The following is a 25,514-nucleotide window of genomic DNA, read 5'->3' as shown; positions in this document are numbered from 1 at the left end:
TTTTTTTATACGCTCCCGGCCCACTGGGAGGTAGGGGTGTCAACTCGACGAAAAGCGTGTCGAGTTGACACCCCTACCTCCATGCAGCAAGAGCTGTGGCGCGACTCGTGATGGGACCCCACCGCCCAGCTCTTATGGAAAGACTGCTCGCCTTCGGCATCGCTTGAGGGCTCGCCTTCGGCTTCGCTTGGACTGACGGCTCGCCTTCGGCATCGCGTTCGAGAAGGTGGTTCGCCTTCGGCTTCGCGGTTAGAGGCGTACTGCGTCGCCTGTTGTTGCTGATTGCTTTGCTGCCTCGATCACCTCTAGACCCGTCACCGCGTCTTGCGGTGAGACTGGGGCCTTGCCTGCTGCTACCTGGGCGTAGAAGTCCTGGTAGGCGCCTGGTTCTGTGCGGTGTGGGGTGCCGTTGAGGGTGCCCCAGGCTTCTTCTGGGTCTTCGCCCCAGCCTGGGGTTGCTGGGGTTTCGCCTGCCTTCAGGCGGTCTTCCTGGGGGTCCATGCCGTACTTGACGTAGGCGGCGTCGTGGCCCAGCACTCGGAAGCGCGGGCCCTGGTCTGCTGCCAGTGCGCTCATCCAGAGGTGGGAGCGGACGCCGTTGTCGTGTGTCAGGGACAGGAAGACGTCGTCGTCTGCCTTTGCTCCCGGGCGGACTGTGTTGATTTCCGCGTAGACCTTGGTCGGGCGGCCGAAGAGGGCCACCGACTGGTCGATGAGGTGGGTGCCCAGGTCGAAGAGGATGCTGCCGAGGTCTGCCGGGTCGCCTGATTCCTTCCAGGACGACTTGATCTCCGGGCGGTAGCGTTCGAAGCGGGACTCGAACTTGTGGACTTGGCCCAGGGTCTTGTCGTCGAGCAGTTTTCGGACCGTCAGGAAGTCGCCGTCCCATCTGCGGTTGTGGAACGGGACGAGCATGAGGCCTCTGGACGAGGCGATGGACGCCAGGGCCCTTGCTTCCATCGCTGAGCCCGCGAAGGGCTTGTCGACGACCACGTTGAGGCCGTGTTCCAGGACCTGGCGGGCGTGCGTCGCGTGGAAGCGGTTCGGGGTGGTGATGACGACGAGGTCGAAGCCGCCCGTCCAGACTTCGTCCAGTGAGGACAGAAGGCGGGCGTTCGGGTAGCGGGCCGCCACCTCCGCCTGGCGCCTCGGGTTCGACGTGACGACCGCGGAGAGGGTCAGGCCTTCCGTCGCCTCGATGAACGGGGCGTGGAAGGCCGCCCCACCTAGTCCGTAGCCGACCACAGCTGTGCGCATGCGATCAGCCTAAGCGGTCTCACCTGGTGGACGGGGTGTCGGCGGGGCCGTGTGGACCCTTACATTCGTCGACTATGACCATGCCGCTGGTTAGCCGACGCCACGTTGACTACGTGCGCGTCACCAGCATGGCCTGTCGCCGCTCCCGTTGATCTCAGCCAACTCCCGGTACGTCAACCACGCTGGAGCACAGCCATGTCCTGGTCCTTCGAAACTGCTCAGATCCACGCGGGCGCCGCGCCCGACCCGGCCACTGGTGCTCGCGCCACGCCGATCTACCAGACCACCTCGTACGTTTTCAGGGACACGCAGCACGGTGCTGATCTCTTCGCGCTGGCTGAGCCCGGGAACATCTACACGCGCATCAACAACCCCACTCAGGACGTGCTGGAGCAGCGGGTCGCCGCTCTCGAAGGGGGCGTGGCGGCTGTTGCCTTCGCGTCCGGGTCCGCTGCCGAGACGGCCGCGATCCTGAACCTCGCCCGGTCCGGGGACCACCTGGTCTCCAGTGCGTCGTTGTACGGCGGTACCTACAACCTGTTCAAGTTCACGTTGCCCAAGCTCGGGATCGAAGTGTCGTTCGTGGACGACCCGGACGACCTCGACGCCTGGCAGGCCGCGGTCCGGCCCAACACCAAGTTGTTCTTCGCGGAGACGTTGGCCAACCCCCGGTCCCACGTGTTGGACATCGAAGGGGTCGCCGGGGTCGCGCACGCGAACCAGGTGCCGTTGATCGTCGACAACACCGTGCCCACGCCGTATCTGCTTCGGCCGTTGGAGCACGGGGCGGACATCGTGGTGCACTCCGCGACCAAGTACCTCGGTGGGCACGGGACGGCCATCGCCGGTGTGGTCGTCGACGGCGGGAAGTTCGAGTACGGGGCCGAGAAGTTCCCCGACTTCCACGAGCCCGACCCCAGCTACAACGGGCTGCAGTACTGGCCGGTGCTCGGGCACGGGGCGTTCGCGGCGAAGCTGCGGGTGCAGGGGCTGCGGGACACGGGTGCGGCCATCGCGCCGCTGACCAGCTTCCTGGTCATCCAGGGCATCGAGACGTTGTCGCTGCGCATCGAGCGGCACGTGCAGAACGCGCAAGCGCTTGCGGAGTGGTTGGAAGGACGGGACGAGGTCGAGAAGGTCCACTACGCGGGCCTCGCGTCGTCGCCGTTCCACGCCAACGCGCAGAAGTACCTGCCCAAGGGAGCCGGCGCGGTCGTGAGCTTCGAGCTGCGCGGTGGTGTCGAGGCCGGTCGGGCCTTTGTGGACGGTACGACGCTGTTCAGCCAGCTGGTGAACATCGGTGACGTGCGGTCGCTGATCGTGCATCCGGCCTCCACCACGCACAGCCAGCTCACGCCGGAGGAGCGGCTCGTCGCGGGTGTCGCGCCCGGTCTGGTGCGGCTGTCGGTCGGGCTGGAGGGGCTGGAGGACCTCAAGGCGGACCTGGAGGCGGGCTTCACCGCGGCGAAGTCCGAGTTGTAGTGGGCGGCTGGCGGTTCGGCGATCCGAACGGTCGGCGGAAGTGGTTCAGCCACGCCGACCGGTTCGGGGAACTGCCGGGATTCCAGCTCGCGTACGAGACGTGGGGGACCTTGAACGCCGAGGCCTCCAACGCGGTGCTCGTGCTCCACGCCCTCACCGGTGACAGCCATGTCGCCGGGGGCGTGGAGCCGGGTCACCCCACGCCGGGCTGGTGGGACTCCCTGGTGGGGGCGGGAAAACCGCTCGACGGGTTCTTCGTGGTCGCCCCGAACGTGCTCGGTGGCTGCCAGGGCAGCACCGGGCCCTGGCAGTACCCCGGGTTCCCGGACGTCACCGTGCGCGACCAGGTCGCGGCCGAGGTCCACCTCGCGGACTACCTGGGCATCGGGCGGTGGGCCGCCGTGCTCGGCGGGTCGATGGGGGGTATGCGGGCCGTCGAATGGGCCGTGAGCGAGCCCGAGCGGGTTGACGGACTGCTGTTGCTCGCCACCACCGCGGCGGCGTCCGCCGAGCAGATCGCGCTGGCGTCCGCGCAGGTGCACGCGATCAAGGCCGATCCTGTCGAAGGACTGGGGATCGCGCGGCGGATCGCGCACATCAGCTACCGCAGCGAGCAAGAGCTGCAGGCGCGGTTCGGGAGGGAGAGGCAGGAGGACGGGCGGTTCGAGGTCGAGTCCTATTTGGACCACCACGCGGCCAAGCTGACCCGCCGGTTCGACGCCGCCAGCTACGTGACGCTGACGGAGGCGATGAACTCGCACGACGTCGGACGCGGGCGAGGCGGGATCAAGGCCGCGCTGGGCAAGGTCACGGCGCGCACGATCGTCGCCGGGGTCGACTCGGATCGGCTGTACCCGTTGGCGCAGCAGGAAGAACTGGCGGCGGGCATCCCCGGGGCGGACGGGCTGCGGGTGATCGAGTCGCCGTACGGGCACGACGCGTTCCTGATCGAGAGCGAGCAGGTCGGCGCGCTCGTCACGGAGCTGGTGCCCGTGCGGTCAGGTACTCGTTGAGGCGTGCGGAGGCGGCCAGCATCGCGAGGCCTCGTGCGGTGAGGCGGCGGCGCCAGTCCGCCAGGGCGGCACCCAGTGTGTCGGTGCCGCCCGCCGTGCGGATCTGCTCGACCACCAAAGCTATGCGCGCCAACGGATAGCCGCCGCGCCGGAGCAGGTGGGCGAGCTCGGCGTCGCGGACGTCCTCGGCCCGGAACACCCGGTAGCCGGTCGGTTCCCGTGACGGCACGAGGATGCCCGCCTCCTCCCACGCGCGCAGCGTCGCCGGGGTGACGTCGAGGCGCCGGGCCAGCTCGCCGATCGTACGCGGTTCCAGCACCGGTTCGACGTCGGTCAGGTCCTGCACCGCGCGGCTGACCGAGTCGAGGGTCGAGCGGTCGCGCAGCAGCTGCTCGTGGCCGCGGTCGATCCGCGTCAGGACGTCGTCCAGCTCGTCGTCGTGAATCGCGTTCATGATCTGGCCGGCCGCGGCGTGGCCGAAGGCGGGGACGAGCGCGACGAACGTGCGCAACGCGGCGGCGTGGACCTCGGTGTAGACGCGGTAACCGGACGGGGTGCGCTCGGCGGGCGGGAGGAATCCCGACTCCTCGTAGTTGCGCACCGCCTGGGTCGACAGGCCGTGCTCGCGGGCGAGGTCGGATGGGCGCACGGTTGAGACTTTAGCGAGCACCAAGGGCAGAGAACGCAAGAAAGTCTCAACAGAGCTTTCAATGTTACGGTTGAACCACATGAGCCAGGACATTCGCGAGTTCATCAGCCCCTTCACCGAGCTGCTGGGGTTCGGGGAGCCGACGCACCTCGAACACGCCCACTCCTGGGTCCGCAACGAGCTGTTCGAGCAGCTGGCGGGCCTGGGCTTCCGCTCGATCGCCCTGGAGTCCTGCCGGATCCGGGGTCTGAGCGTCAACGACTACGTGCACGGCGGCGCCGGCGACCTCGACACGGTCATGAAGGAAGGCTTCTCCCACACGTTCGGCGAGAACTGGCCCGCCAACCGCGAGCTCGTGCAGTGGATGCGCGAGTACAACACCGGCAAGCCGGCTCGGGAACGCCTGTCGTTCCACGGCTTCGACTTCCAGACCGAGACCGCCAGCGCGCCCAGCCCGCGTCCCTACCTCGAACACGCCCGCGACCATCTGGGCGAGGACGTGGACCTGACGATCGACGACGAGAAGTGGAGCCGCGACGAGGCGATCCTGTACGCCGAGCAGTCGCCGGGGCAGTCGGAGGAAGCCGTCAGGCTGCGGGAGATCGGCGTCGGCCTGCTGAAGAGGCTGCACGAGCGCAGGAGCACCGACGAGGCCTGGGCACGAGCGGAGACCCACCTCACGGCCGGGCTGAGCCTGCTGCGGTACCACCGGGAGGCCGCCGAGCCGAACCCGCTGGGCGTGCGCCTCAACCGCCTGTGCCAGATGCGGGACGGCGTGATGGCCCACAACCTGCTGGAGATCCGGCGCGCCGAGGCCGCGAACGGGCCGACACTCGTGTTCGCGCACAACGCCCACCTGCAGCGCACCAACTCCTCGATGGAGATGGCCGGCGAACGGATCGAGTGGTTCTCTGCGGGCGCGCTCGTGGCCCCGATCCTCGGTGACACCTACACCGTCATCGGCGGCACGCTCGGCCGCAACGACTCCATCGGGCTGGGCGAACCGGACAAAGCCACCCTCGAAGGGCAGCTGCAGGGCCGGTTCACGACCTGGGGGATCACGAACGACAAGCCGCAGGGGCCGCAACGCTCCGACACCGGCGCCGACCCCATGCTGAAGATCGGCTACTTCCCGCTCGACCAGCACCTCATGGACGGTGTGGACGCTCTGCTGCACATCAGGGTTGGTCGTCCAGCGACGCGGTGATCCACGACGCGACGGGCAGGTCGCGCGTCTCGCACTCGATGGCCAGCTTCAGGGTCCACCGCAGGGCTTGCAACACCACTGTCGCGAGCTCCTGCGGTTGCCCGTTGGCCAGGGCGATCTCGATCTGCTCCGCGGCCGCGTCCTGGTCGCCGTGCACCTCCGCCAGCAACGCGCGGATCGCCGTGCGCACGGGTGGGTCCGCGTCGTCGATCTGGACCTCGTTGCCCTCCTCGTCGAAGACCTGCATCTTCACCGGGGTGGCGCCGCCGGAACCGAGCGCGCTGACCATGCTGCTGCACTCGGCGAACAGCAGGAGCACCAGTTCACGGATCTCCTCGTTGCCCTCGGGCGACCCGCTGAGGTACCCGGTCACGAGGTCTACCGCCACAGCGTCTTCCCCGGCCCTGGCCGCGGCCAGCGCCTCACCGGCCACGGCCGTCAGCCGTGACCAGCGATCTGGATCCTGTGGTGGTCTCACAGGTACTGCCTACCGCGCGGTGTCACGCGTTCGCAATGCCCCATCTTGATCAGAGTCATACCCGGGTATGTCACTCCGCAGGTCAATGTGCTGATTCACGCGTACACCTAGCATCGGGTGGTGTTCCGCACGTCTTACCGGACGATCCTCGGTCCCGATCGCACGCGAGTTCTCGACAGGGCGCTCGGCCGGCTGCGGCTGCCCGTCTACGGCGCGCTGATCATCTACGCCTTCGTCTGGGCGGTCGTCGGCAGCGCCACGTACGTGCGCCAGGCCGATTCGGACGGCTGGTGGGTCGTCGTCTTCCTCGCCACGCTCGGGCCGTACGTCCTGTTGACCCGGTCGCCGCTCTACGCCTGGCGGCTCGCGGTGCCGGGGTTCCTCTTCGTCAGCTACCTCATGGCGGGCGAGGGCGCCGCGGCCATGCAGTACTGGACCGCCGTGCCGCTGTTCGTCGTGGTCGTGGCGTTCTACTCGCGCGGGATCGTCATCGCGGTCACGGCGATCACCATGGCGTTGATCATCGCCGCCGAACCGCAGTCCGCGGACATGGCGCTGTTCGTACCGATCATCAGCACGGTGGTCTACCTGCTCGGGTCGCGCGGCCGTGCCGAACGCGAGCTCGAGGAGGAGCGCGACGCCAAGGCCGCCCTCGAGGAACGGGCCCGCATCGCGCGCGAGATGCACGACGTCGTGGCGCACCACATGTCGTTGGTGGTCGTGCGCTGCGAAACGGCGCCCTACCGCCTCAAAGGGCTCAACGAGGAAGCGCAGAAGGAGTTCGCGGAGGTCGGTGAGGCCGCACGGGAGGCCATCACCGACATGCAACGCCTGCTGGGCGTGCTCAGGACGACGGGCGACGCGCCGCAACGCGAGCCGCAGCCCGGCATCAGCCGCATCCCCGAGCTCACGAGGCCGGGGGACGAGGCCGAGGTCGACGTGGACGACGTGCCGGAGGCGGTCGGCCTCACCGCCTACCGGATCGTGCAGGAGGCGCTCACGAACGCCACCAGGCACGCGCCCGGCTCCAAGGCGTCCGTCCACGTGCGCAAGGACGGCGACCGGCTGGACGTGCTGGTGCGCAACACCGCCGGAGGACCGTCCCGAGGTGGAGGCAGCGGGCAGGGTCTGGTGGGGATGAGGGAACGCGTCGCCGTGCACGGTGGCACGCTGACCGTGAAGTCGACCGAGGACGGCGGGTTCCTGGTCAGGGCGAGAATTCCGTTGGGGGACAAGTGATCAGGGTGGTCGTGGTGGACGACCAGGAGATGGTGCGCGAGGGCTTCTCCGCGCTGCTCGCCGCGCAGGACGACATCGAGGTCGTCGGCGCCGCGGGCAACGGGGTGCAGGGCGTCGCGCTGGCGCGCACGGTCAGACCGGACGTGGTGCTGATGGACATCCGGATGCCCGAGATGGACGGTCTCACCGCGACCCGGCTCCTGCTGGACGGCACCGACGACCTGAAGGTGTTGGTGCTGACCACGTTCGACCTCGACGACTACGTCTACGAGGCGTTGCAGGCCGGGGCGAGCGGGTTCCTGCTCAAGCACGCGCCCGCCCGTGAGCTGCTCAACGCCGTGCGCGTGGTGGCCGCGGGAGAGGCACTGTTGGCGCCTTCGATCACCAAGCGGCTGATCGAGGACTTCGTGCGGTCGCGGCGCAGTGACCGGGTCCGGCCCGCCCGGCTGAACGTCCTGACCGAACGCGAGACGGAGATCCTCGCGCTGGTCGCGCAGGGCCTGTCGAACTCCGAGATCGCCGCGCACCTCGTGCTGGCCGAGCAGACCGTCAAGACGCACGTGAGCCGCGTGCTCACGAAGCTGGGCCTGCGCGACCGCGCCCAGGCCGTCATCGCGGCCTACGAGAGCGGGCTCGTGATACCGGGGTAACGGCTCCGTGGTGTGACGATTCGGGGCCCGTCACCTTCCTAGCTTCGGTTCATGCGCCGAGCCGTCCTGTTCCTCCTGCTGATCGCCCTGCCGTCGGTCGCGCCGTCGATCGCGCAGTGGCGGACCGACGTCGCCCGCCGGGTCGCGATCGTCGGTGACCTCGCGACGGCACGAGATGTCGTGGTCGTCGTGCCGGGGTCCGACGTGGACGTCGACAGGTTCGACCGCACGGTCGGGCGGATGGCGTCCAACCTGTACGAGCAGGCCCACCGCGACGACCTCGCGGTGATCGCGTGGCTCGGGTACCGGACGCCGCAGGGGCTCGGCGTGGACGCGATGACCGGGTCGCTGGCACGCCGGGGTGCGGCCGCGCTGGTCGACTTCGTGCGGGCGTTGCACACGTCGGCGCGGATCCACGTCATCGGTCACAGCTACGGGTCGGTCGTGGTCGGGCTCGCGGCGCGCCAGCTGGACGTGGCGGACGTCGTGTTCACCGGAAGCCCCGGTGTGCGGGCGGACTCCGCGGCCGGGTTGGGGACTCGGGCCCGCGTGTGGGCGTTGCGGTCCAGCGGGGACTGGATGCGGTTCGTGCCCCACGCGCGGCTGTTCGACCTCGGGCACGGCACCGATCCGGCCTCCAGCGACTTCGGGGCCACGGTCCTGCGCTTCGAGGGCGGCAAGCACGACACCTACTACGAGCCGGGCACCGAGACGCTGCAGGCGCTCGTGCGAATCGCATCGGGGGACCAGCTGTGAGGAATCCGTTCATCGACGCCGTGCGGGCGTTGGCCGTCGTCACGGTCGTGCTCGGCCATTGGCTGGTCACGGCGTTGGTCGACACCCCGACCGGCATGTACATCGACAGTCCTTTGAAGCACCTGAGCGAGCTCACTCCCGTGAGCTGGGTGCTGCAGACGCTCGGCCTGTTCTTCTTCGTCGGTGGCTACGCCGCTGCGCACTCGCGGACGCCGTTCCTCACCAGGCTGAAGCAGCTCGCCGTGCCCACCCTGCTGATGCTCGGCTGCTGGGCCGCCGTCCTCTTCGGACTGACGTTGCGCGGTGTCGACCAGGGCACCGCCTGGAACATCGGCTTCCTGGTGACGACGCCGCTGTGGTTCTTCGGCGTCTACCTGGCGCTGCTCGCGCTGAAACCGTTGGTGCGCAAGCTGGACGAGTACTCGTGGGGTGTGCTCGTCCCGGTCGCGCTGGTGCTCGTGGTCCCGTACGCGGTGTGGTGGGCGGCCTGGCAGCTCGGGCACTCGCTGGCGCGCCGGCGGATCCCGGGCCCTCCGCTGCTGGTCCTGGGCGTGCTCGGGTACGCGCTGCTGACGACGTTCGGCGGCCATCCGGTGGCGGCGGTGGGCATTCCGGGCGAGGCCGTCTCGAACCTCAACCCGCCGAACTACGCGACGCTCGCGCTGGCGTTCGCGCAGATCGGCCTGGTGCTCACGATCACACCGCTGCTGACGAGGCTCGGCACGGCGAAACCCGTGGTGTGGCTGAACAAGCGCGCGCTGGGGATCTTCCTGACCCACCAGAGCGCGCTGGTCACCGTGACGCTGGCGCTCAGCGCGTGGGGGCCGTTGCCGGGGCTCCAGCAGCCACCAGATCATCCGGGCTGGGTGTGGCAGCGACTGCTGTGGCTGCCGGTGTGCGCGGCCGTGACCTGGGGATGGCTCCGAGCGCTGCAAGCCCGATCGCCGCGGCGTGCAGCACCACCACCGGCGGTGTCGGATCCAGAGCCAGCATCGGCGGTACGCACGCCAGCGCCGTGAGCAGCCACGGCAGGCGGGTGTCGCAGCTTCCGGTGCGGGCGGTGTGGATCAGGTACCAGCCCAGCAGCAGGTGGATCAGGTTCTGCAGCGGGTCGACCGGCAGCAGGACCAGCATCCCGTCACCGAGGAAGCCGCTCACCACGAACCCGAGCACGCCGAGCGTCCCGAACGACACGCCCATCGCCGTCGCGAGCCGGGTGCGGTGCGACTCGTGCGACAGCTTCGTGAGCTTGACCAGCCGCCGTTCGAACCGGTGGAACAGCAGGACGAGCGGCACCAGGCCGAGCACCAGCCAGATCGGCGCCTGCGTCAGCCCGAGCAGCCCGACCAGGGCGCCGACACCGGTCAGGTACGCGAGGTACACCGTCATCGGGGACCGGCGGACGAACGTCACGACGTGCCAGATCCGGCCCTCGAGCCACGCGGTGACCAGGCCGCGCGCCAGTAGCGCCACGCACACCTGCGCCACGCCGAGCACCATCATCGACCGCGGGTAGTCGCTGAAGAACACCAGCGCGGGCAGCGTGACGGCACCCAGCGCGGCCAGCAGCTTGCGGGAGAGCGAGGCCAGCGTGCCGTCCGCGTAGAAGAACCCGATCTGCTGCATCAGCAACGCGCCGACGATCAGGTTGACGTACCCGCCGGTCTTCCAGTCCGTCGACGTGCGCGCGATCTCGACGCCCAGCGTCACGAGCACCAGCACGAACGGCGTGGTGCGGCGGAAGTGCTCGTGCAGCCACGCGGCCGCCGGCGTCGCGGCCACGGCCACGAGGTAGACCCCGATGAACCACAACGGATGCGTGATCAACCGGCTGTACGCGTCGACCTTCACGTCCATCAGGTTCAGCGCCGCGAACAGCACCACCCACAGCAGCACGAACGCCAGCACGGGCCGCAGCAGCCACGACGTCCGGCTCGACACCCAGCAGCCGAAGCCGCCCTGGTGCGCCTGCCAGCTGCGCAGGTTCGCGTGGCCGCCCGCGAAGAAGAACAGCGGCACCGCCTGCAACGCCCACAACCACGACGTGCCGAACCCTCGCAGGTGCGCGAGCATCGCGACCGTCTCGCCGACCACCAGCAGCGCGAGGCTGAAGAGCCGCAGGAACGTCGCGTACCTGTCCTGTTCGGCGTGGGCCAGCACCAGCGGCAGCGAGTTCGCGACCGGGTCGTCGCGACGGCGGCCGTGCAGCCGCGCCAGCAGGAGGAACACCACCATCGCGCTGCCGAAAGCCCACGCCACCACGGGTTCGTGGCCGGGCGCTCCCCACCGCTGCCGCCACGAGTTGAACTTCAGGCCCAGCGCGTAGGTCTCGGCCACGGCGTGGCAGCTCTGCTCGGCGCCGCGCGGGTTCAGCCGGCACTGGGTGTGCAGGTCCGTCGTGAGCCGGTCGTCCAACGCCTTGCGCGCCTGCGGTCCGAGCGGGTCGCCCTTGTGGTCGGCGTAGCGCAGCAGGTCGTAGCCCAGGTCGTGCGCGCGGCAGCCGGCGCTGAAGTCCCACTCCGTGTCGCCCGCGGGACCGGAGCACCCACCACCCGCGTCGACGACCCGGAGCGTCCCGTCCGGTGCCGTGATGGTCTTGGGGTCGCGGCCCATCTCGCGCGCGAAGTCCGGCGGCAGGTTGACGTACGGGTCGTGCGTCGCGGACGGCGACACGAACGCGTCGACGGCGTTGGCCGCGGCGATCACGTCGGCGCTGGGCGGGATCCCGTTGTCCCCCGTGGCCGGTCTGGAGGCGATCACACCGCACACGAACACCGCGAGGGTGATCACGGTGAACCGGAACCAGGCCGGAAGCCGGAGGAGGAGTTTGCGCGCGCCCATTGCGGGCAAGGTTACGGACAGGTCTCGGCTGACCGCCAGTTCGCCAGGTCAGCCGCACGCCATCCGTCGATCGGTGGATCCCGCCCCACGACACGGCTGATGGTGCCGGGCGGCGCGTCCGGACAGGCTCGGAAGCATGAAACGCCTGCTCACACCAGATCTCGCCCGCGGCAGCATGCTCGCGTTGATCGCGCTGGCGAACTCGGCCGTCTACCTCCACGGCCGCCCGTACGGGGTGCGCCAGCACGTGGTCGAGACAGATCTCGTGGACCGGCTGGTCAGCGCCGGTGTGGTGACGTTCGTCGACGCCCGCGCGTACCCGATGTTCGCCTTCCTGTTCGCGTACGGCGTCGCGCGGATGGCGCCGGAACGGGCCCGGTCGCGCAACGTCTGGCTGATCGTCTTCGGGTTCGTGCACGCCCTGCTGCTGTTCCCCGGCGACGTGCTCGGCCTCTACGGCCTGCTCGGGTTCGCGGTGATCGCGATGAGCAGGCTGAAGGACCGGACGTTGCTCGGGGCCGCGGCCGGCTGGCTCGTGCTGACCGCCGTCGTCCAGGGCCAGGCCTACGCGGCGCCGCCGAACGGGCAGCGGTCGTTCTTCTGGTCGTTCGAGACCGCGGACCCGCTGGCCGCCCTCGCCTTGCACCCGGTCGAATGGCTGCTGGTCCCGTTCGGGCTCTTCGGTGTCGGAGCCGCTGCTCTCGTCGGTGTCTGGGCGGCGCGTCGCGAGATCCTGGCCGAGCCGGAACGGCACCGGCGGCTGCTGCGGCACGTCGCGGCCTGGGGTCTCGCCGCGGCCGTGCTCGGCGGGCTGCCCAGCGGGCTCGCGGTCGCGGGCTTCTGGCACACCACCGCGTTGTGGCAGCTGGGCGCTCTGCACGCGGTGACGGGTGTCGCGGGTGGACTCGGGTACGCCGCGCTGATCGGGTTGGTCGCGACGCGGATCAAGCGGCCCAACGCGGTCGTGCGGGCGATCACGGCGTGCGGGGAGCGGTCGTTGAGCTGCTACCTGTTCCAGTCCGTCGTCTTCGTGCTGCTGCTCAAGCCCTACACGCTGGGGCTGGGCGCGACGTTCGGGTCGGCGGAGGCCGCCCTGCTCGCGCTGGCGACGTGGCTCGTCTCGGTGCTGCTCGCCGACCTGCTGCGGCGCAAGGACTTGCGCGGACCCGCCGAGACCCTGCTCCGCAAGGCACGGGAACTGCGAAGCTCACCGGCGTGACGACCATGGTCGAGCAGGAACGCCGGTGGAACCTGGTGTGGGCGCTCGCGCCGTACGGCCTGCTGGCCGTGGCGACGGGCGTCTACCTGGTGACCCGGCCGGTCACCCCGGTGCCGCTGGTCGTCGTCGGACTGGTGGCGGTGTGGCACTGGTGGTTCGTGATGGCGCACCCCGAGTGGTGGGAGCGGCGGACCGGGCTGATGCTGCTGTACTTCGCCGGCGTGCTCGGCGGGGCGGTCGTGCTGCTGCTGCACGACGGTGCGTTCGCGATCTTCGTCCCGGCCTGTTACGGCCTCGCGTTCCTCGCGTTGCCCGGCTGGCTCGCCTACGCGGGTGTGGTCGTGGTGAGCGGGTTGTGGCTGGTGCCGCAGGGCACCGACGTCGGCGCGACCCTGATGGTCAACCTCGGCGTCACCACGCCGATGGCGATCCTGATCGGCTGGATCATCCGCGTGATGGAACGCGAGGTGATCCGCCGGCGGGAGATGCACGAGCGGCTCACCGCGCTGTCGGCGGAGAACGCGCGGCTGCAGGTGCTGGAGGAACGGGCGCGGGTGGCGCGCGAGATGCACGACACCGTCGCCCAGGGCCTCACCGGCATCGTGACGCAGCTGGAGGTGGCCGAGGAACTGGGCCTGGCAGAACCGGTCCGAGGCCGCATCGCCACGGCACGGCGGCTCGCGAGGGACAGCCTGGTCGAGGTGCGCCGGTCGATCGAGGCCCTGCGGCCGGGCCCGTTGCGCGACGCCCGGCTCGGCGAGGCGGTGGAACGCGCGGTGGTGGCGTGGCGCGAGGAGCACGGTGTGCCGGTGAGCTGCACGGTGACCGGGGACGCGCGCCCGTTGTCCCCGGAGACCGAGGTCGCCGTGTTGCGGGCGGCGCAGGAGGCCCTGGCGAACGCGGGCAGGCACGCCCTCGCCTCTCGCGTGGACGTCACACTGTCGTACATGGAGGACGTGGTCGTGCTGGACGTGCTCGACGACGGAGCGGGCTTCGACCCGTCGGTGCGCGGTTTCGGCCTGACCGCGATGGAGGAACGGGTGGCGTTGCTCGGCGGCACGGTGACCGTGGAGTCCGCGCCCGGCAACGGAACCGCGGTGAACGTCACGCTGGACGCCCGATGATCCGCGTCGTGGTCGTCGACGACCACCCCGTGGTGCGGGACGGCCTGCGCGGCATGCTCGGCACGCAGGACGACTTCGAGGTCGTCGGCGAGGCGGCGAGCGGGACCGAGGCGCTCACCGTGATCGCGGCCGTGCGCCCGGACGTCGCCGTCACCGACCTGCGCCTGCCCGCGCCTTCGGGGGCCGAGCTGGTGCGGCAGATCCGTTCGCGCGCACCGGCGACGCGCGTGCTGGTGCTGACGACGCATGACACGGACGCCGACGTGCTGCCGACGATCGAGGCGGGGGCGATCGGCTACCTGCTCAAGGACGCGCCGCGCGAGGAGCTGTTCCGGGCGGTGCGGGCGGCGGCGCGTGACGAGACGGTGTTGTCGCCCTCGGTCGCCGCGCGGCTCGTGCAGCGGGTGCGCACGCCGGTTCCCGTCTCCGCGCTGAGCAGCCGGGAGCGGGAGGTGCTGGCGCTGGTCGCGCGGGGGAGGACGAACCGCGAGGTGGGCGCGGCGTTGCACATCAGCGAGGCGACGGTGAAGACGCACCTGCAGCACGTGTACGCGAAGCTGGAGGTGCCGGACCGGGCGTCAGCGGTGTCCGCCGCGCACCAGCGAGGGCTGATCTAGGTCGCGACCACGGCCGGCGTCAGCGAGGCGAGCGCCATGCGCGACAGCAGCGCGGCCATCTGGTCGCGGTCGAGGTGGGCGCTGTGCGGCGTCGAGTTGATGAGCCCGAACACGGCGTGCGCGGCGGCCCTCGCCGTCGGCTCGTCGAAGTCCGGCACGGTCCGGCGGATCGTCTCGACCCACACCTCGACGTAGCGGCGTTGTAAGGCACGCACACGCCGGCGGTCCGGGTCCGTGAGGTTCGCCAGGTTCCGCATCTGCACGGTGATGAGCGCCGGGTCGTCCAGCGCGAAGTCGACGTGCCAGCCGATGAGCTCCCGCAACGCCTCGTCCGCGTCGGAGGCGGCGTCCACCCGCGCCTGGCCGCCGTCGAGGAGCCGTTCGGAGATCGACGTCAGCATCTCGCCGAGCATCGCGTCCTTGCTGCGGAAGTGCCGGTAGAGCGCGGGGCCGGAGATGCCCACGGCCGCGCCGATGTCGTCGATGCCCACGCCGTGGAAGCCGTGGCGCGCGAAGAGTTCGGCCGCGGCGTTGAGGATCTGGTCCCGACGTGAGGGTTTCTCGACCACGAGAGGAGGTTAGCAGCCGTTCACATGAGGCCGTGTCCCACGAATCGACCGGACGACAGTCGCGTCCGAGGGGGTTGCTGACGGCGCCGCCGCAATCCCCGGACGCGTCCGGTGTGAGGGGACTGCGGCGGCACCGTCAGCAGCCCTCTCGAACGTGACTGTCATCGAGTCGATTCGCGGGACGAGGCCTCGTCCGATGGGTGGAATTCGCGCAGGTGCAAGCCCTGAATGTTGACTATTGACCAATACTTCACACAGGCCTTACTCGTGAGTAACGATTGACCGGCAATGCATCAACCCTGCGGCCCCTCCGGGAGTCATCGATGCGTCCTGCTCACTTCCTCGCCTCAGTGGTCACCGCCGCTGCGGCGGTCATCGCGCTCGCCAACCCCGCCAGCGCGGCACCCGTCAACTACGTCGCGCTCGGCGACTCCTACGCCTCCGGGCTCGGGACCGGCAGCTACGACGGTTCCAGCGGCAGCTGCAAGCGCGGCCCGCTCGCGTATCCGGCCCTCTACGCCGCGGCGACAGCGCCCGCGTCGTTCAGGTCCGTCGCCTGTTCCGGCGCGCGAACAGGGGACGTCCTGAGTCAGGCCAACAACCTCACGACGGCCACGAACCTGGTCACGGTGCAGGTCGGAGGCAACGACGCCGGCTTCACCGACGTCATCACCACCTGCACCTTCGGCTCGGACCAGGACTGCGTCAACCGGGTGAACACGGCCAAGAACTACGCCGCGAACACGCTTCCCGGGCTGCTCACCAACGTCTACAACACGATCAGGGCCAAGGCTCCGTCGGCGCGCGTGGTCGTGCTCGGCTACCCGCGCATCTACAAGGTGCCGGGCTCCTGCAACGTCGGCCTGAGCGACACGAAGCGCGCCGCGATCAACTCCGGTTCCGACGCGCTGCACAGCACCATCGGCGCGCGGGCCGCCGCGGCCGGGTTCGGCTACGTCGACGTGCGCGGGGCGTTCACCGGGCACGAGATCTGCTCGTCGAGCTGGTGGCTCAACAGCCTGAGCTGGCCGGTCGAGGAGTCGTACCACCCGAACAGGGCGGGTCACCAGAGCGGTTACCTGCCCGCTCTGCGGGCTGCGATCGGGTAGTGCATTCCGGAACGTGAGAGTGCCTGAAGTGCCGCTTGACCTGCGATCGGGTCACTCTCGAGTCGTTCGTGTGGACCGCTAGGTTAGCGGGCGCTAACATGAGGATGTTAACGCCCGCTAACCTGAGGTCTGGGGAGCATGGACGCACCTGTCCTGCGCAGCGCAGCCGAGCCGTCGGACCGCTACGCCAAGGAGCACACCGCGCTCGTCGACGAGCTGCGGAGCAAGCTCGCCACCGCCGCTCTCGGCGGTCCCGAGAAGGCACGTCAGCGTCACGTCGACCGGGGCAAGCTGTTGCCGCGCGAGCGCGTGGACACGCTGGTCGACCCCGGCTCGCCGTTCCTGGAGCTGTCGCCGCTGGCCGCCAACGGCATGTACGGCGACGACGCCCCGGCCGCGGGCATCATCACGGGCGTCGGGCGCATCTCCGGCCGTGAGTGCGTGATCGTCGCGAACGACGCCACGGTCAAGGGCGGCACCTACTACCCGATCACGGTCAAGAAGCACCTGCGCGCGCAGGAAGTGGCGCTGCAGAACAACCTTCCGTGCGTCTACCTCGTCGACTCCGGCGGCGCGTTCCTGCCGAAGCAGGACGACGTGTTCCCGGACCGCGAGCACTTCGGGCGGATCTTCTACAACCAGGCCACGATGTCGGCGCGCGGGATCCCGCAGATCGCCGCCGTGCTGGGGTCGTGCACCGCCGGTGGCGCGTACGTGCCGGCGATGAGCGACGAGGCGATCATCGTCCGGAACCAGGGCACGATCTTCCTCGGCGGACCGCCGCTGGTGAAGGCCGCGACCGGTGAGGTCGTCAGTGCCGAGGACCTCGGCGGCGGCGACCTGCACTCGCGCACGTCCGGCGTCACCGACCACCTGGCGGAGAACGACGCGCACGCGCTGCGGATGGTCCGCTCGATCATCTCCACCCTCGGTCCGCGCGCGCAGCGCCCGTGGGACGTCGCGCCCGTCGAGGCGCCGGTGGTCGACAGCGATCTCTACGGCGTCGTGCCCACGGACTCCCGGACTCCCTACGACGTGCGCGAGGTGATCGCGCGGGTCGTCGACGGCTCGAAGTTCCAGGAGTTCAAGAAGGAGTACGGGCAGACGCTCGTCACCGGCTTCGCGCGCATCCACGGCCACCCGGTCGGGATCATCGCGAACAACGGCATCCTCTTCGGCGAGTCCGCGGTGAAGGGCGCGCACTTCATCCAGTTGTGCGACAAGCGATCCATCCCGCTGGTCTTCCTGCAGAACATCACCGGCTTCATGGTCGGCCGCGAGTACGAGGCGGGCGGCATCGCCAAGCACGGCGCCAAGATGGTGACGGCGGTGGCCTGCGCGCGCGTCCCGAAGTTCACCGTGATCATCGGTGGCTCGTTCGGCGCCGGCAACTACTCGATGTGCGGCCGGGCGTACTCGCCGCGCTTCCTGTGGATGTGGCCCAACGCCCGCATCTCCGTGATGGGCGGGGAGCAGGCGGCGTCCGTGCTCGCGACCGTCCGCCGCGACCAGCTCGGCGACGAGTGGTCCGCAGAGGACGAGGAGGCGTTCAAGGCGCCGATCCGCCAGCAGTACGAGGACCAGGGCAACCCGTACTACTCGACCGCGCGGCTGTGGGACGACGGGGTCATCGACCCGCGTGACACGCGCACGGTGCTCGGGCTGGCGTTGTCCAGCGCGGCGAACGCGCCCATCGACGATGTTTCCTACGGCGTCTTCCGGATGTGATCATGTTCGACAGCGTTCTGGTGGCGAACCGCGGGGAGATCGCGGTCAGGGTGATCCGCGCGTTGCGGTCGCTCGGGATCCGTTCCGTCGCCGTGTACTCCGACGCGGACGCCGAGGCGTTGCACGTCAAGCTGGCCGACGAGGCCGTGCGGATCGGCCCCGCGGCCGCCCGCGAGAGCTACCTGTCCATCGAGAAGATCGTCACGGCCGCCGTGTCCACGGGCGCGCAGGCGATCCACCCCGGCTACGGCTTCCTCGCCGAGAACACCGCGTTCGCCGCGGCCTGCGACGCGGCGGGGATCGTGTTCGTCGGCCCGCCCGCGTCGGCGATCGACGCGATGGGCGACAAGATCCGCGCGAAGCTCACGGTGTCGGCGGCGGGCGTGCCCGTGGTGCCCGGCCGCACGCGCGAGAACATGTCCGACGACGAGCTCGTCGAGGCGGCCGCCGAGATCGGTTTTCCCGTGCTGCTCAAGCCTTCTGCGGGCGGTGGCGGCAAGGGCATGCGGTTGGTGCACGAGGACTCGGCGCTGCGCGAGGCGATCGAGTCGGCCCGGCGTGAGGCGCGCGGGTCGTTCGGTGACGACACGCTGCTGATCGAGCGGTTCATCACGAACCCGCGCCACATCGAGATCCAGGTCCTCGGCGACGCGCACGGCACCGTGATCCACCTCGGTGAGCGCGAGTGCAGCCTCCAACGGCGGCACCAGAAGATCATCGAGGAGGCGCCGTCGCCGTTCCTCACGCCCGAGGTGCGCGAGGCCATGGGCTCGGCGGCGGTGGACGCGGCCAAGTCCGTCGGCTACGTCGGCGCGGGCACGGTCGAGTTCATCGTGGACGGCACCTCCGGCGACTACTTCTTCATGGAGATGAACACCCGGCTGCAGGTCGAGCACCCGGTGACCGAGATGGTCACGGGCGTCGACCTCGTCGAGTGGCAGCTCCGCGTGGCGTCCGGCGAACCCCTCGACCTCGACGTCGAGCTGACCGGGCACTCGGTCGAGGCCCGCGTCTACGCCGAGGACCCGGCGCGCGGCTTCCTGCCGACCGGTGGCCGCGTCCTGGCGTTGAGCGAGCCGTCCGACGTCCGCGTGGACTCCGGGCTGTACGAGGGACTCGTCGTTGGTTCTGACTACGACCCGATGCTCGCCAAGGTCATCGCGCACGGCCGCACCCGCGAGGAAGCGCTGCGCAAGCTCGACCACGCGCTCGGCAAGATGGTGCTGCTCGGCGTCACCACGAACATCCCGTTCCTGCGGGCACTTCTGCGCGACGAGGACGTGCGCGCCGGCGCGCTGGACACCGGTCTGGTCGAGCGGAAGCTGGACGCGCTGACGTCCGCCGAGATCCCGGACGACGTGTACGTGGCGGCCGGTCTGGAGCGCTCGCTGCAGCCGCACGGCGACGACCCGTGGGACCAGCCCGGAGGCTGGCGCGTCGGTGAGCACGCCTGGACGACCTGGCGGATCAACGACGTCGACGTGCGCGTGCGCGGCGAGGAAGTCGTTGTGGGCGCCGGAGAACCGGTTCGTGCCCGGGCCCGTCGTGAAGGCGCCGACCTGCTCGTCGGCTCGCGCCGCTACTCGATGGCCCGCGACGGCGACGTGCTGTGGCTGGGCCACGACGGAGCCTCCTGGGCGCTGGTCGAGGCGGAGTTCCTGGTCGGCGCGGCCGAGGGCGCTCAGGCGTCCGGCGGCCCGGTGAAGTCGCCGATGCCGGGAACGGTTCTGGTGGTGCGAGCCCAGCAGGGCGAGGAAGTGACCGCCGGTCAAGCGTTGTTCGTGGTCGAGGCCATGAAGATGGAGCACACCGTGACCGCACCGGTCGACGGCGTGCTCGCCGAAGTGAACGTGCAAGCAGGCCAGCAGGTCGCACTCGACCAGGTACTGGCCCTCGTCGTCTCTCACGAGGAGTGACAGCAATGTTGGACTTCAGGCTCCCGAGCGAGTACGAGGACCTGCGCAAGACCGTCGAGGAGTTCGCGCGCGACGAGGTCGCCCCGGTCATCGGTGACTTCTACGAGCGCTGCGAGTTCCCGTACGAGATCGTCGCGAAGATGGGGCAGATGGGCCTGCTCGGCCTGCCGTTCCCCGAGGAGCACGGCGGCATGGGCGGTGACTACTTCGCCCTGTGCGTCACGCTGGAGGAGCTCGCGCGCGTCGACTCGTCCGTGGCGATCACGGTGGAGGCCGCGACCTCGTTGGGCGCCATGCCCATCTACCGCTTCGGCACCGACGAGCAGAAGGCCGAGTGGCTGCCCTCGCTGACGTCGGGCCAGAAGCTCGGCGCGTTCGGCCTCACCGAGCCGGGCTCCGGTTCCGACGCGGGCGGCCTCGTCACCACCGCGCGCCTCGACGGCGACGAGTGGGTCATCAACGGCACCAAGGCGTTCATCACGAACTCCGGCACGGACATCACCGGCCTGGTGACGGTCGCGGCGGTCACGGGCACGCAGCCCGACGGCCGCAAGGAGATCTCCTCGATCATCGTCCCGTCCGGCACCCCGGGCTTCACGGTGTCGAAGAAGTACTCCAAGGTCGGCTGGAACGCCTCCGACACCCGCGAACTGTCCTTCCAGGACTGCCGCGTGCCCGCCGCGAACCTCCTCGGCACCCGCGGCCGCGGTTTCGCCCAGTTCCTGCGCACGCTCGACGAGGGCCGCGTCGCCATCGCCGCGCTGTCGGTCGGCCTCGCCCAGGGCTGCGTGGACGAGTCGGTCCGCTACGCCCACGAGCGCGAGACGTTCGGCAACAAGATCGGGACGTACCAGGCGATCCAGTTCAAGATCGCCGAGATGGAGGCCCGCGTGCACACCGCGCGCCTGGCCTACTACGAGGCCGCGTCCCGGATGCTGCGCGGCGAGCCGTTCAAGAAGCAGGCGGCCATCGCGAAGCTGGTCTCGTCCGAGGCGGCGATGGACAACGCCCGCGACGCCACGCAGATCTTCGGCGGCTACGGGTTCATGAACGAGTACCCGGTCGGCCGCTTCTACCGCGACGCCAAGATCCTGGAGATCGGCGAGGGCACCTCCGAGGTGCAGAAGATGCTGATCGCCCGCGAGCTCGGTCTTTAGTCCATTCCATCTAAACAGTGTCAAAACGCCGGTTCGAATGACTCTGTCCGGCTACCGTCGTCTGCCTTCCGCACGAGTGTGAGGGTGCAGATGACAGGTAGCCGGACAGAGCCCGTTTTCCCGGGTTCGAACGTTCTTCTCGAGGTCATTCGCGGTCTTTGTGACCGGCCCGGTTTCTTCTACCGGAGCAAGACCGAGGAAGTAGTCGGTGACCAGCCACTTCCGTTGCTCTACCTGGAGAGCGAAGCCAGTCCGACGCCATTTCTGCGCGCTCTCGAGCACAAGCTCGACGAGGGGCGCCCGGCAATACCGCACGCCTATGTCGACGTGTCCTCCGTGCGGGCGGAAGTTGACAAAAGATGGCCACCGGAAGCGCGCGAGACACCGCCGTTGTTGCCGTTGCTGGACGTCCTGAGCCGGCAGTTGTCCGAGGTCCACGTCGGCACCGAACGGCTGACCCGGTTCGACCACTACCGGCTCGTCGACTGGCTGACGAGCAAGCGGCTGCCGCGCAAACCCGGCCGTGACGACCGGGCGAGCGTCATCGAGCTGCTGCGGCACTGGACAGGCAGGACCCCGCAAGACGGCGAGTCGGTCAACCGGGCCGTCGACGCGTTCATCCCGGGTCTCGTGACGAGGCTGGGGCTCGGGCTCGTCGCGTGGATCGGCAGCAAGGTGGGCTTCCGGTGGCTCGCGAGGCGGGTGCCGGGGCTCGCGCGCGAGTCGAAGTGGTTCATGCGCGGGCAGAACTTCGCGCTGCCGAACCACTCCATCGAGTTCTTCGGGTTCGCCGAGCGCCTCACGCTGGGCCGCCGCGAGTCGGAGAACGAGGAACAGATCAAGCTGCTGCTCGTCCACGCGTTCCTGGAGGACCTGCGGATCTCCTACCGGCGCCGCCGCCGGTTCACGCCGCGCCGGGCCGGGTGGCGACGCACCGCCTACATCCCCGTGCTGCTCGACGGCGTCACCGAGGACAACGGCGGCTGGGAGCTGCTGGAGCTGATCAACGACGTCCGCAACGAGACGGGCGAGCTCGACCCGTTGCTGGTGATCGCGGCCAGCTCGGTCCAGCCGGCGTTGTCGGGGCGGCTCGGCACCACGCCGGTCGCGCCGGACGAGACCGCGGAGGCGTTGACGACCTGGCGGGAGGAGCTGCCGCGCAAACGGCAGATGCTCGCCCCGGACGCCCGCTACCTGATGATCAAGCTGCCCTTCCCGAACCCCGAGAAGAAGAAGTGGAAGGGAGTGCCCGCGTTCACCGCGGCCCCGGTGCGGTGGCTCGCGAAGTCGCGGCGGCTGGAGGCGATCATCGCGGCCGTCGTCCTGGTGCTGCTCGTGCCGGGGTTCGTGGCGGTGCAGAACAACGTGCGGGCGAACTGCTCGATCGTCGGCGCCGCGATCTCACCGGGCGTGTCGACGCGGCTGATGGACGTCGGTGGCAACGTCGAGTGCCTGGGCTACAGCGACAACAGCGGTCAGGTCTTCGGCTCGAACGAACGGCTGCGGTGGACGCAGCAGGCGGTGTTCGCGCAGAACGAGGAGGCGGAGCGGCTGCACGACTCGGAGCCCGCGCGCCCGCTCGTGTCGTTGCTCTACTTCTCGAGCCTCACCCACAAGGACAGCAACCCCGACGCCGACCACTCCCGCGCGGAGGAGCTGGAGGGAATGCTGCTCAAGCAACGGCAGCAGAACGACAGGTCGAGCTCCGGGCCGTTGCTGCGCGTCGTCGTCGCGAACGGCGGCGGCAAGATGGGCCGCGCGGACGACGTGCTGTCGGAGATGCTGATCCCGTTGCTGGAGAAGGACCCCAGCATCATCGGCGTGGTCGGGCTCGACCGCAGCGTCGAGCAGACCCAGAAGGTCATCAGCGCGCTCGGGTCGTTCGGCGTGCCGACCATCGGCACCACGCTGACCGAGGCGTCACTGCCGAAGCTCTCGACGACGTACTTCCAGCTCATCCCCGGCAACGTCCGGCAGGCCGACCTCGTGAGGAGGTACGCGCAGCACGTCGGCGCGACCAAGGTGGTGATCCGCCACCCGAGACTCGGCGGCACGGACGTCTACCTCGACAACCTCGTGAACGTGCTGGGGCAGGAGCTGGGCAGGGAGAAGGTGCCCTACGAGGCGCTCGAGTGGGTGAACAGCCCGCAGGAGGTGCCGTCGCAGTGCGTCGAGGACCACTCCAGCGAGCTGGTGTTCTTCGCGGGCCGTGAGGAGCACTTCGGCGAGTTCCTGCAGGCCGTCGGCAAGGACTGCTACGACAAGAACCGCCTGCCGCGCATCCTGGCTGACGACGCGATCATCCGGTTCATCGCGCAGAAGGCCAGCCGCACGCGGGACTCGCTGGCGGGCATGCGCGTGTCGTACGTGAGCATGGCCGGGCTCGTCGTGCTCGCCGGAAAGTCGTGCGTGGAGGGCAGGCCCGACCAGAAGGTGCGCGGCGGCCTGCCGCTCGACGCCTTCTGCGCGGGGTACAGCAGGCTGGCGACCGAGATCCAGGAGTCCGGGCTGCCCGCGGAGGACCGGCCCGCCAAGCCGTGGCCGGGTGAGCACATGGCGGTCGCCTACGACGCGGCCGGGCTGTTCCTCGACACCGTGGGCAACGCCCAGGCCCGGCTGGCCGGGGGCACCCCGCACCGCGGCGCGATCGCCGGTGAGCTGCGCGAGCTGGAGTACTTCGGCGCCACGGGACGCACGAACTTCAAGGCGTCGAGGGTAGGGGAGACGCGGAACTTCACGATCCTGGAGATCGCGAACATCCACGACTTCGAGCAGCAGCCGACGTGCGTGTTCCTGACCGGTGACCTCTACGGCCCGGACTCGCCGAAGCTGCCGAACGGGTGCCCCGCCTAGGCCCTCGGCCGCGACCGTCGCGGCCGAGACCTGCAGGACAGGGCCTAGAGCTTCGGCACCGCGCGGTCGATGATCGAGGCGAAGTCGGTCGACCTGGGGAGCGTGCCGAACGCGACTCCCCAGTCGCCGCCGAGCCGTGACCCGAGGAACGCGTCCGCGACCGCGGGATGCCCGTGCTTCACCAGCAACGCACCCTGCAGGATCAGCGCCATCTTCTCGACGACCCGCCGGGCCTGCGACTCGTCCACATCGGACAGTGCGGTGCCCAGCTCGGTCAACGCCTCGTCGACCCGCCGGTCGACCCCGCTGACGGCGGCGAGGAACTCCTGCACCGACTCGGGTTCCTTCTTCATCGCGCGCAGGACGTCGAGCGCGGCGACGTTGCCGGAGCCCTCCCAGATCGACATCAGCGGCGACTCGCGGAACAGTCGCGGCATCCCGCTGTCCTCGATGTAGCCGTTGCCGCCCAGGCACTCCAGCGCCTCGGCCGCGTGCACCGGGCCGCGTTTGCAGACCCAGTACTTGGCGACCGCGAGCCCGAGCCGCGGCCGGTGCTCGGCGAGCCACATCGCGGTCGTGGTCGCCGCCTCGGACTCGATCGCGAGGTCCGCCAGCACGTTGCGCATGGCGGGCTGGTCGATCAGGTAGCTGCCGAACGCCTTGCGGTGCGCGGCGTGGTGCGCGGCCTGCCGCAGCCCGAGGCGCATGCCCGCCGCCGTGCCGAGGATGCAGTCGAGGCGGGTCATGTTGACCATCTCGATGATGGTCCGCACCCCGCGGCCCTCCTCGCCGACCCGGTGCGCGAAGGCCTCGTCGTACTCGATCTCGGCGGACGCGTTGGACTTGTTGCCCAGCTTGTCCTTGAGGCGCTGCAGGAAGAACCGGTTGCGCGTGCCGTCCGGGAGCACCCGCGGCACGAGGAAGCACGTCAGCCCGGCGGGTGTCCGGGCGAGCGTCAGGAACACGTCCGACATCGGCGCCGAGGTGAACCACTTGTGCCCGGTCAGCACGTAGCCGTCGGTGACGGCCCGGGCGACCGTGGTGTTCGCGCGGACGTCCGACCCGCCCTGCTTCTCGGTCATCGACATGCCGGCGATCAGGCCCTGCTTGGTCAGCGGCGCCTTGAGCCCGTAGTCGTAGTTCCGTGCGGTGAGAAGGGGTTCGTAACTTTCGGCCAGTTCCGGCGCCGCGCGCAAAGCGGGCACGGACGCGTAAGTCATCGAAATCGGGCATCCGTGGCCGGCCTCGACCTGGGACCACACGTAGAACCTGGCCGCGCGCTCCAAGTGCCCACCGTCGACATAGGCGTGCAAACCGTGCGAAACGGCGACGTTCATCAGTTCGTGCCACGCAGGGTGGAACTCGACCTCGTCGATCCGGTTCCCATAGCGGTCGTGCGTGTGCAGCGCGGGCGGGAAAGCGTTTGCGAGCCTGCCGTGCTCCTGCCACTCGTGGCTGCCGGCGAGCCTGCCGAGGGTGTGCAGTTCGGCGTCGTCGACCCAGCTGAGCAGGGCAGGGTCGTCCGCGACGTCGTGACCGCTCAGCGGCGGAACCTGGTTGGTCACCTCGTGCGTTGCCATGCCCGCACGTTACTACTCGCAAGTAACTTCGGACAGGGTGCGCGGAAAGATCGCTGGCCCATTCGGGCTT

20 protein-coding genes and 1 pseudogene are annotated in these 25,514 nt (G+C 69.6%); 15 read left to right on the top strand and 6 right to left on the bottom strand.

All coding sequences use genetic code 11. The features are described 5' to 3' along the window. Positions 1–249 precede the first annotated feature (249 nt). Positions 250–1,257: a Gfo/Idh/MocA family protein gene (locus ACWF7A_RS26700; RefSeq protein WP_452253229.1), complete on the bottom strand. Its 1,008-nt coding sequence runs from the start codon at positions 1,255–1,257 to the stop codon at positions 250–252. Positions 1,258–1,452: 195 nt separating this feature from the next. On the opposite strand from ACWF7A_RS26700, the gene ACWF7A_RS26695 reads away from it, so the two are divergent. Together ACWF7A_RS26695 and metX are read left to right on the top strand one after the other, a co-directional pair. Continuing rightward, on the top strand, positions 1,453–2,739 hold the full coding sequence (locus ACWF7A_RS26695; RefSeq protein ID WP_452253228.1) for a bifunctional o-acetylhomoserine/o-acetylserine sulfhydrylase: 1,287 nt from the start codon (positions 1,453–1,455) through the stop codon (positions 2,737–2,739). Next, the gene (gene metX, locus ACWF7A_RS26690) at positions 2,739–3,752 is read left to right on the top strand and encodes a homoserine O-acetyltransferase MetX (protein WP_452253227.1); all 1,014 of its coding nucleotides are present in this window, start codon (positions 2,739–2,741) and stop codon (positions 3,750–3,752) included. The genes ACWF7A_RS26695 and metX overlap by 1 nt, the downstream gene beginning before the upstream one ends. Here the strand turns inward: metX and ACWF7A_RS26685 are convergent. Further along, the gene (locus ACWF7A_RS26685) at positions 3,715–4,401 is read right to left on the bottom strand and encodes a TioE family transcriptional regulator (protein WP_452253226.1); all 687 of its coding nucleotides are present in this window, start codon (positions 4,399–4,401) and stop codon (positions 3,715–3,717) included. The genes metX and ACWF7A_RS26685 overlap by 38 nt on opposite strands. 79 nt (positions 4,402–4,480) lie before the next feature. Between ACWF7A_RS26685 and ACWF7A_RS26680 the strand changes: the two genes are divergently transcribed. Then, positions 4,481–5,608: an erythromycin esterase family protein gene (locus tag ACWF7A_RS26680; RefSeq protein WP_452253225.1), complete on the top strand. Its 1,128-nt coding sequence runs from the start codon at positions 4,481–4,483 to the stop codon at positions 5,606–5,608. Here the strand turns inward: ACWF7A_RS26680 and ACWF7A_RS26675 are convergent. Further along, positions 5,580–6,086, bottom strand: a complete 507-nt coding sequence (locus ACWF7A_RS26675; RefSeq protein WP_452253224.1) for a hypothetical protein — start codon at positions 6,084–6,086, stop codon at positions 5,580–5,582. The two genes, ACWF7A_RS26680 and ACWF7A_RS26675, sit on opposite strands and share 29 nt — an antisense overlap. 120 nt (positions 6,087–6,206) lie before the next feature. Here ACWF7A_RS26675 and ACWF7A_RS26670 point away from each other — a divergent pair, with 120 nt between their 5' ends. The 4 genes from ACWF7A_RS26670 to ACWF7A_RS26655 are packed head-to-tail and all read left to right on the top strand — an operon-like array spanning position 6,207 to position 9,750. Continuing rightward, a complete protein-coding gene (locus ACWF7A_RS26670) occupies positions 6,207–7,325 on the top strand; it encodes a sensor histidine kinase (RefSeq protein ID WP_452253223.1) in 1,119 nt (372 codons plus the stop codon). Then, the gene (locus tag ACWF7A_RS26665) at positions 7,322–7,975 is read left to right on the top strand and encodes a response regulator (protein ID WP_452253222.1); all 654 of its coding nucleotides are present in this window, start codon (positions 7,322–7,324) and stop codon (positions 7,973–7,975) included. Before ACWF7A_RS26670 ends, ACWF7A_RS26665 begins: the two co-directional genes overlap by 4 nt. Positions 7,976–8,026: 51 nt before the next feature. Beyond that, positions 8,027–8,731, top strand: coding sequence for an alpha/beta hydrolase (locus ACWF7A_RS26660; protein ID WP_452253221.1), 705 nt, complete (start codon positions 8,027–8,029; stop codon positions 8,729–8,731). Then, positions 8,728–9,750: an acyltransferase family protein gene (locus ACWF7A_RS26655; RefSeq protein WP_452253220.1), complete on the top strand. Its 1,023-nt coding sequence runs from the start codon at positions 8,728–8,730 to the stop codon at positions 9,748–9,750. The genes ACWF7A_RS26660 and ACWF7A_RS26655 overlap by 4 nt, the downstream gene beginning before the upstream one ends. Positions 9,751–11,110: 1,360 nt before the next feature. Here the strand turns inward: ACWF7A_RS26655 and ACWF7A_RS26650 are convergent. Further along, a pseudogene (locus ACWF7A_RS26650) lies at positions 11,111–11,344 on the bottom strand (hypothetical protein); the annotation flags it as partial. Positions 11,345–11,708: 364 nt separating this feature from the next. Here ACWF7A_RS26650 and ACWF7A_RS26645 point away from each other — a divergent pair. From ACWF7A_RS26645 to ACWF7A_RS26635, 3 genes are read left to right on the top strand one after another with little or no spacing between them, the layout of a single operon-like run. Next, positions 11,709–12,791 carry a DUF418 domain-containing protein gene (locus ACWF7A_RS26645; RefSeq protein WP_452253219.1) on the top strand — a complete coding sequence of 361 codons (1,083 nt, stop codon included), beginning with the start codon at positions 11,709–11,711 and terminating at the stop codon, positions 12,789–12,791. 5 nt (positions 12,792–12,796) lie between these two features. Beyond that, on the top strand, positions 12,797–13,915 hold the full coding sequence (locus ACWF7A_RS26640; protein ID WP_452253237.1) for a sensor histidine kinase: 1,119 nt from the start codon (positions 12,797–12,799) through the stop codon (positions 13,913–13,915). Next, positions 13,912–14,532 carry a response regulator gene (locus tag ACWF7A_RS26635; protein WP_452253218.1) on the top strand — a complete coding sequence of 207 codons (621 nt, stop codon included), beginning with the start codon at positions 13,912–13,914 and terminating at the stop codon, positions 14,530–14,532. Before ACWF7A_RS26640 ends, ACWF7A_RS26635 begins: the two co-directional genes overlap by 4 nt. Here the strand turns inward: ACWF7A_RS26635 and ACWF7A_RS26630 are convergent. Beyond that, complete coding sequence (locus ACWF7A_RS26630) at positions 14,529–15,101, bottom strand: SACE_7040 family transcriptional regulator (protein ID WP_452253217.1); 573 nt, start codon at positions 15,099–15,101, stop codon at positions 14,529–14,531. The genes ACWF7A_RS26635 and ACWF7A_RS26630 overlap by 4 nt on opposite strands. A gap of 323 nt (positions 15,102–15,424) precedes the next feature. Between ACWF7A_RS26630 and ACWF7A_RS26625 the strand changes: the two genes are divergently transcribed. The 5 genes from ACWF7A_RS26625 to ACWF7A_RS26605 all read left to right on the top strand — a co-directional run bounded on the left by ACWF7A_RS26625 (position 15,425) and on the right by ACWF7A_RS26605 (position 23,864). After that, positions 15,425–16,210, top strand: a complete 786-nt coding sequence (locus ACWF7A_RS26625; protein ID WP_452253216.1) for an SGNH/GDSL hydrolase family protein — start codon at positions 15,425–15,427, stop codon at positions 16,208–16,210. A gap of 138 nt (positions 16,211–16,348) precedes the next feature. Next, positions 16,349–17,938 carry a carboxyl transferase domain-containing protein gene (locus tag ACWF7A_RS26620; protein ID WP_452253215.1) on the top strand — a complete coding sequence of 530 codons (1,590 nt, stop codon included), beginning with the start codon at positions 16,349–16,351 and terminating at the stop codon, positions 17,936–17,938. 2 nt (positions 17,939–17,940) lie between these two features. Next, on the top strand, positions 17,941–19,854 hold the full coding sequence (locus tag ACWF7A_RS26615; RefSeq protein WP_452253214.1) for an acetyl/propionyl/methylcrotonyl-CoA carboxylase subunit alpha: 1,914 nt from the start codon (positions 17,941–17,943) through the stop codon (positions 19,852–19,854). 5 nt (positions 19,855–19,859) lie between these two features. Further along, the gene (locus ACWF7A_RS26610) at positions 19,860–21,011 is read left to right on the top strand and encodes an acyl-CoA dehydrogenase family protein (RefSeq protein ID WP_452253213.1); all 1,152 of its coding nucleotides are present in this window, start codon (positions 19,860–19,862) and stop codon (positions 21,009–21,011) included. Positions 21,012–21,347: 336 nt separating this feature from the next. Continuing rightward, positions 21,348–23,864, top strand: coding sequence for a hypothetical protein (locus tag ACWF7A_RS26605; protein WP_452253212.1), 2,517 nt, complete (start codon positions 21,348–21,350; stop codon positions 23,862–23,864). A 44-nt stretch (positions 23,865–23,908) separates the two neighbouring features. Here the strand turns inward: ACWF7A_RS26605 and ACWF7A_RS26600 are convergent, their stop codons facing one another. Then, positions 23,909–25,444, bottom strand: a complete 1,536-nt coding sequence (locus ACWF7A_RS26600) for an acyl-CoA dehydrogenase family protein (protein ID WP_452253211.1) — start codon at positions 25,442–25,444, stop codon at positions 23,909–23,911. Positions 25,445–25,514 lie beyond the last annotated feature (70 nt).

This window comes from Lentzea sp. NPDC055074, assembly GCF_053608005.1.
Note: the sequence above shows the minus strand (reverse complement) of the source record. Positions and strands in the feature narration are given on the sequence as shown.

What these genes read in the sequence shown, in the direction of transcription:
- ACWF7A_RS26700 (WP_452253229.1), bottom strand. Translation starts at nt 1,257, where the DNA reads ATGCGCACAGCTGTGGTCGGCTACGGACTAGGTGGGGCGGCCTTCCAC.
- ACWF7A_RS26695 (WP_452253228.1), top strand. Translation starts at nt 1,453, where the DNA reads ATGTCCTGGTCCTTCGAAACTGCTCAGATCCACGCGGGCGCCGCGCCC.
- ACWF7A_RS26680 (WP_452253225.1), top strand. Translation starts at nt 4,481, where the DNA reads ATGAGCCAGGACATTCGCGAGTTCATCAGCCCCTTCACCGAGCTGCTG.
- ACWF7A_RS26660 (WP_452253221.1), top strand. Translation starts at nt 8,027, where the DNA reads ATGCGCCGAGCCGTCCTGTTCCTCCTGCTGATCGCCCTGCCGTCGGTC.
- ACWF7A_RS26645 (WP_452253219.1), top strand. Translation starts at nt 11,709, where the DNA reads ATGAAACGCCTGCTCACACCAGATCTCGCCCGCGGCAGCATGCTCGCG.
- ACWF7A_RS26640 (WP_452253237.1), top strand. Translation starts at nt 12,797, where the DNA reads ATGGTCGAGCAGGAACGCCGGTGGAACCTGGTGTGGGCGCTCGCGCCG.
- ACWF7A_RS26635 (WP_452253218.1), top strand. Translation starts at nt 13,912, where the DNA reads ATGATCCGCGTCGTGGTCGTCGACGACCACCCCGTGGTGCGGGACGGC.
- ACWF7A_RS26625 (WP_452253216.1), top strand. Translation starts at nt 15,425, where the DNA reads ATGCGTCCTGCTCACTTCCTCGCCTCAGTGGTCACCGCCGCTGCGGCG.
- ACWF7A_RS26620 (WP_452253215.1), top strand. Translation starts at nt 16,349, where the DNA reads ATGGACGCACCTGTCCTGCGCAGCGCAGCCGAGCCGTCGGACCGCTAC.
- ACWF7A_RS26615 (WP_452253214.1), top strand. Translation starts at nt 17,941, where the DNA reads ATGTTCGACAGCGTTCTGGTGGCGAACCGCGGGGAGATCGCGGTCAGG.
- ACWF7A_RS26610 (WP_452253213.1), top strand. Translation starts at nt 19,860, where the DNA reads ATGTTGGACTTCAGGCTCCCGAGCGAGTACGAGGACCTGCGCAAGACC.
- ACWF7A_RS26600 (WP_452253211.1), bottom strand. Translation starts at nt 25,444, where the DNA reads ATGGCAACGCACGAGGTGACCAACCAGGTTCCGCCGCTGAGCGGTCAC.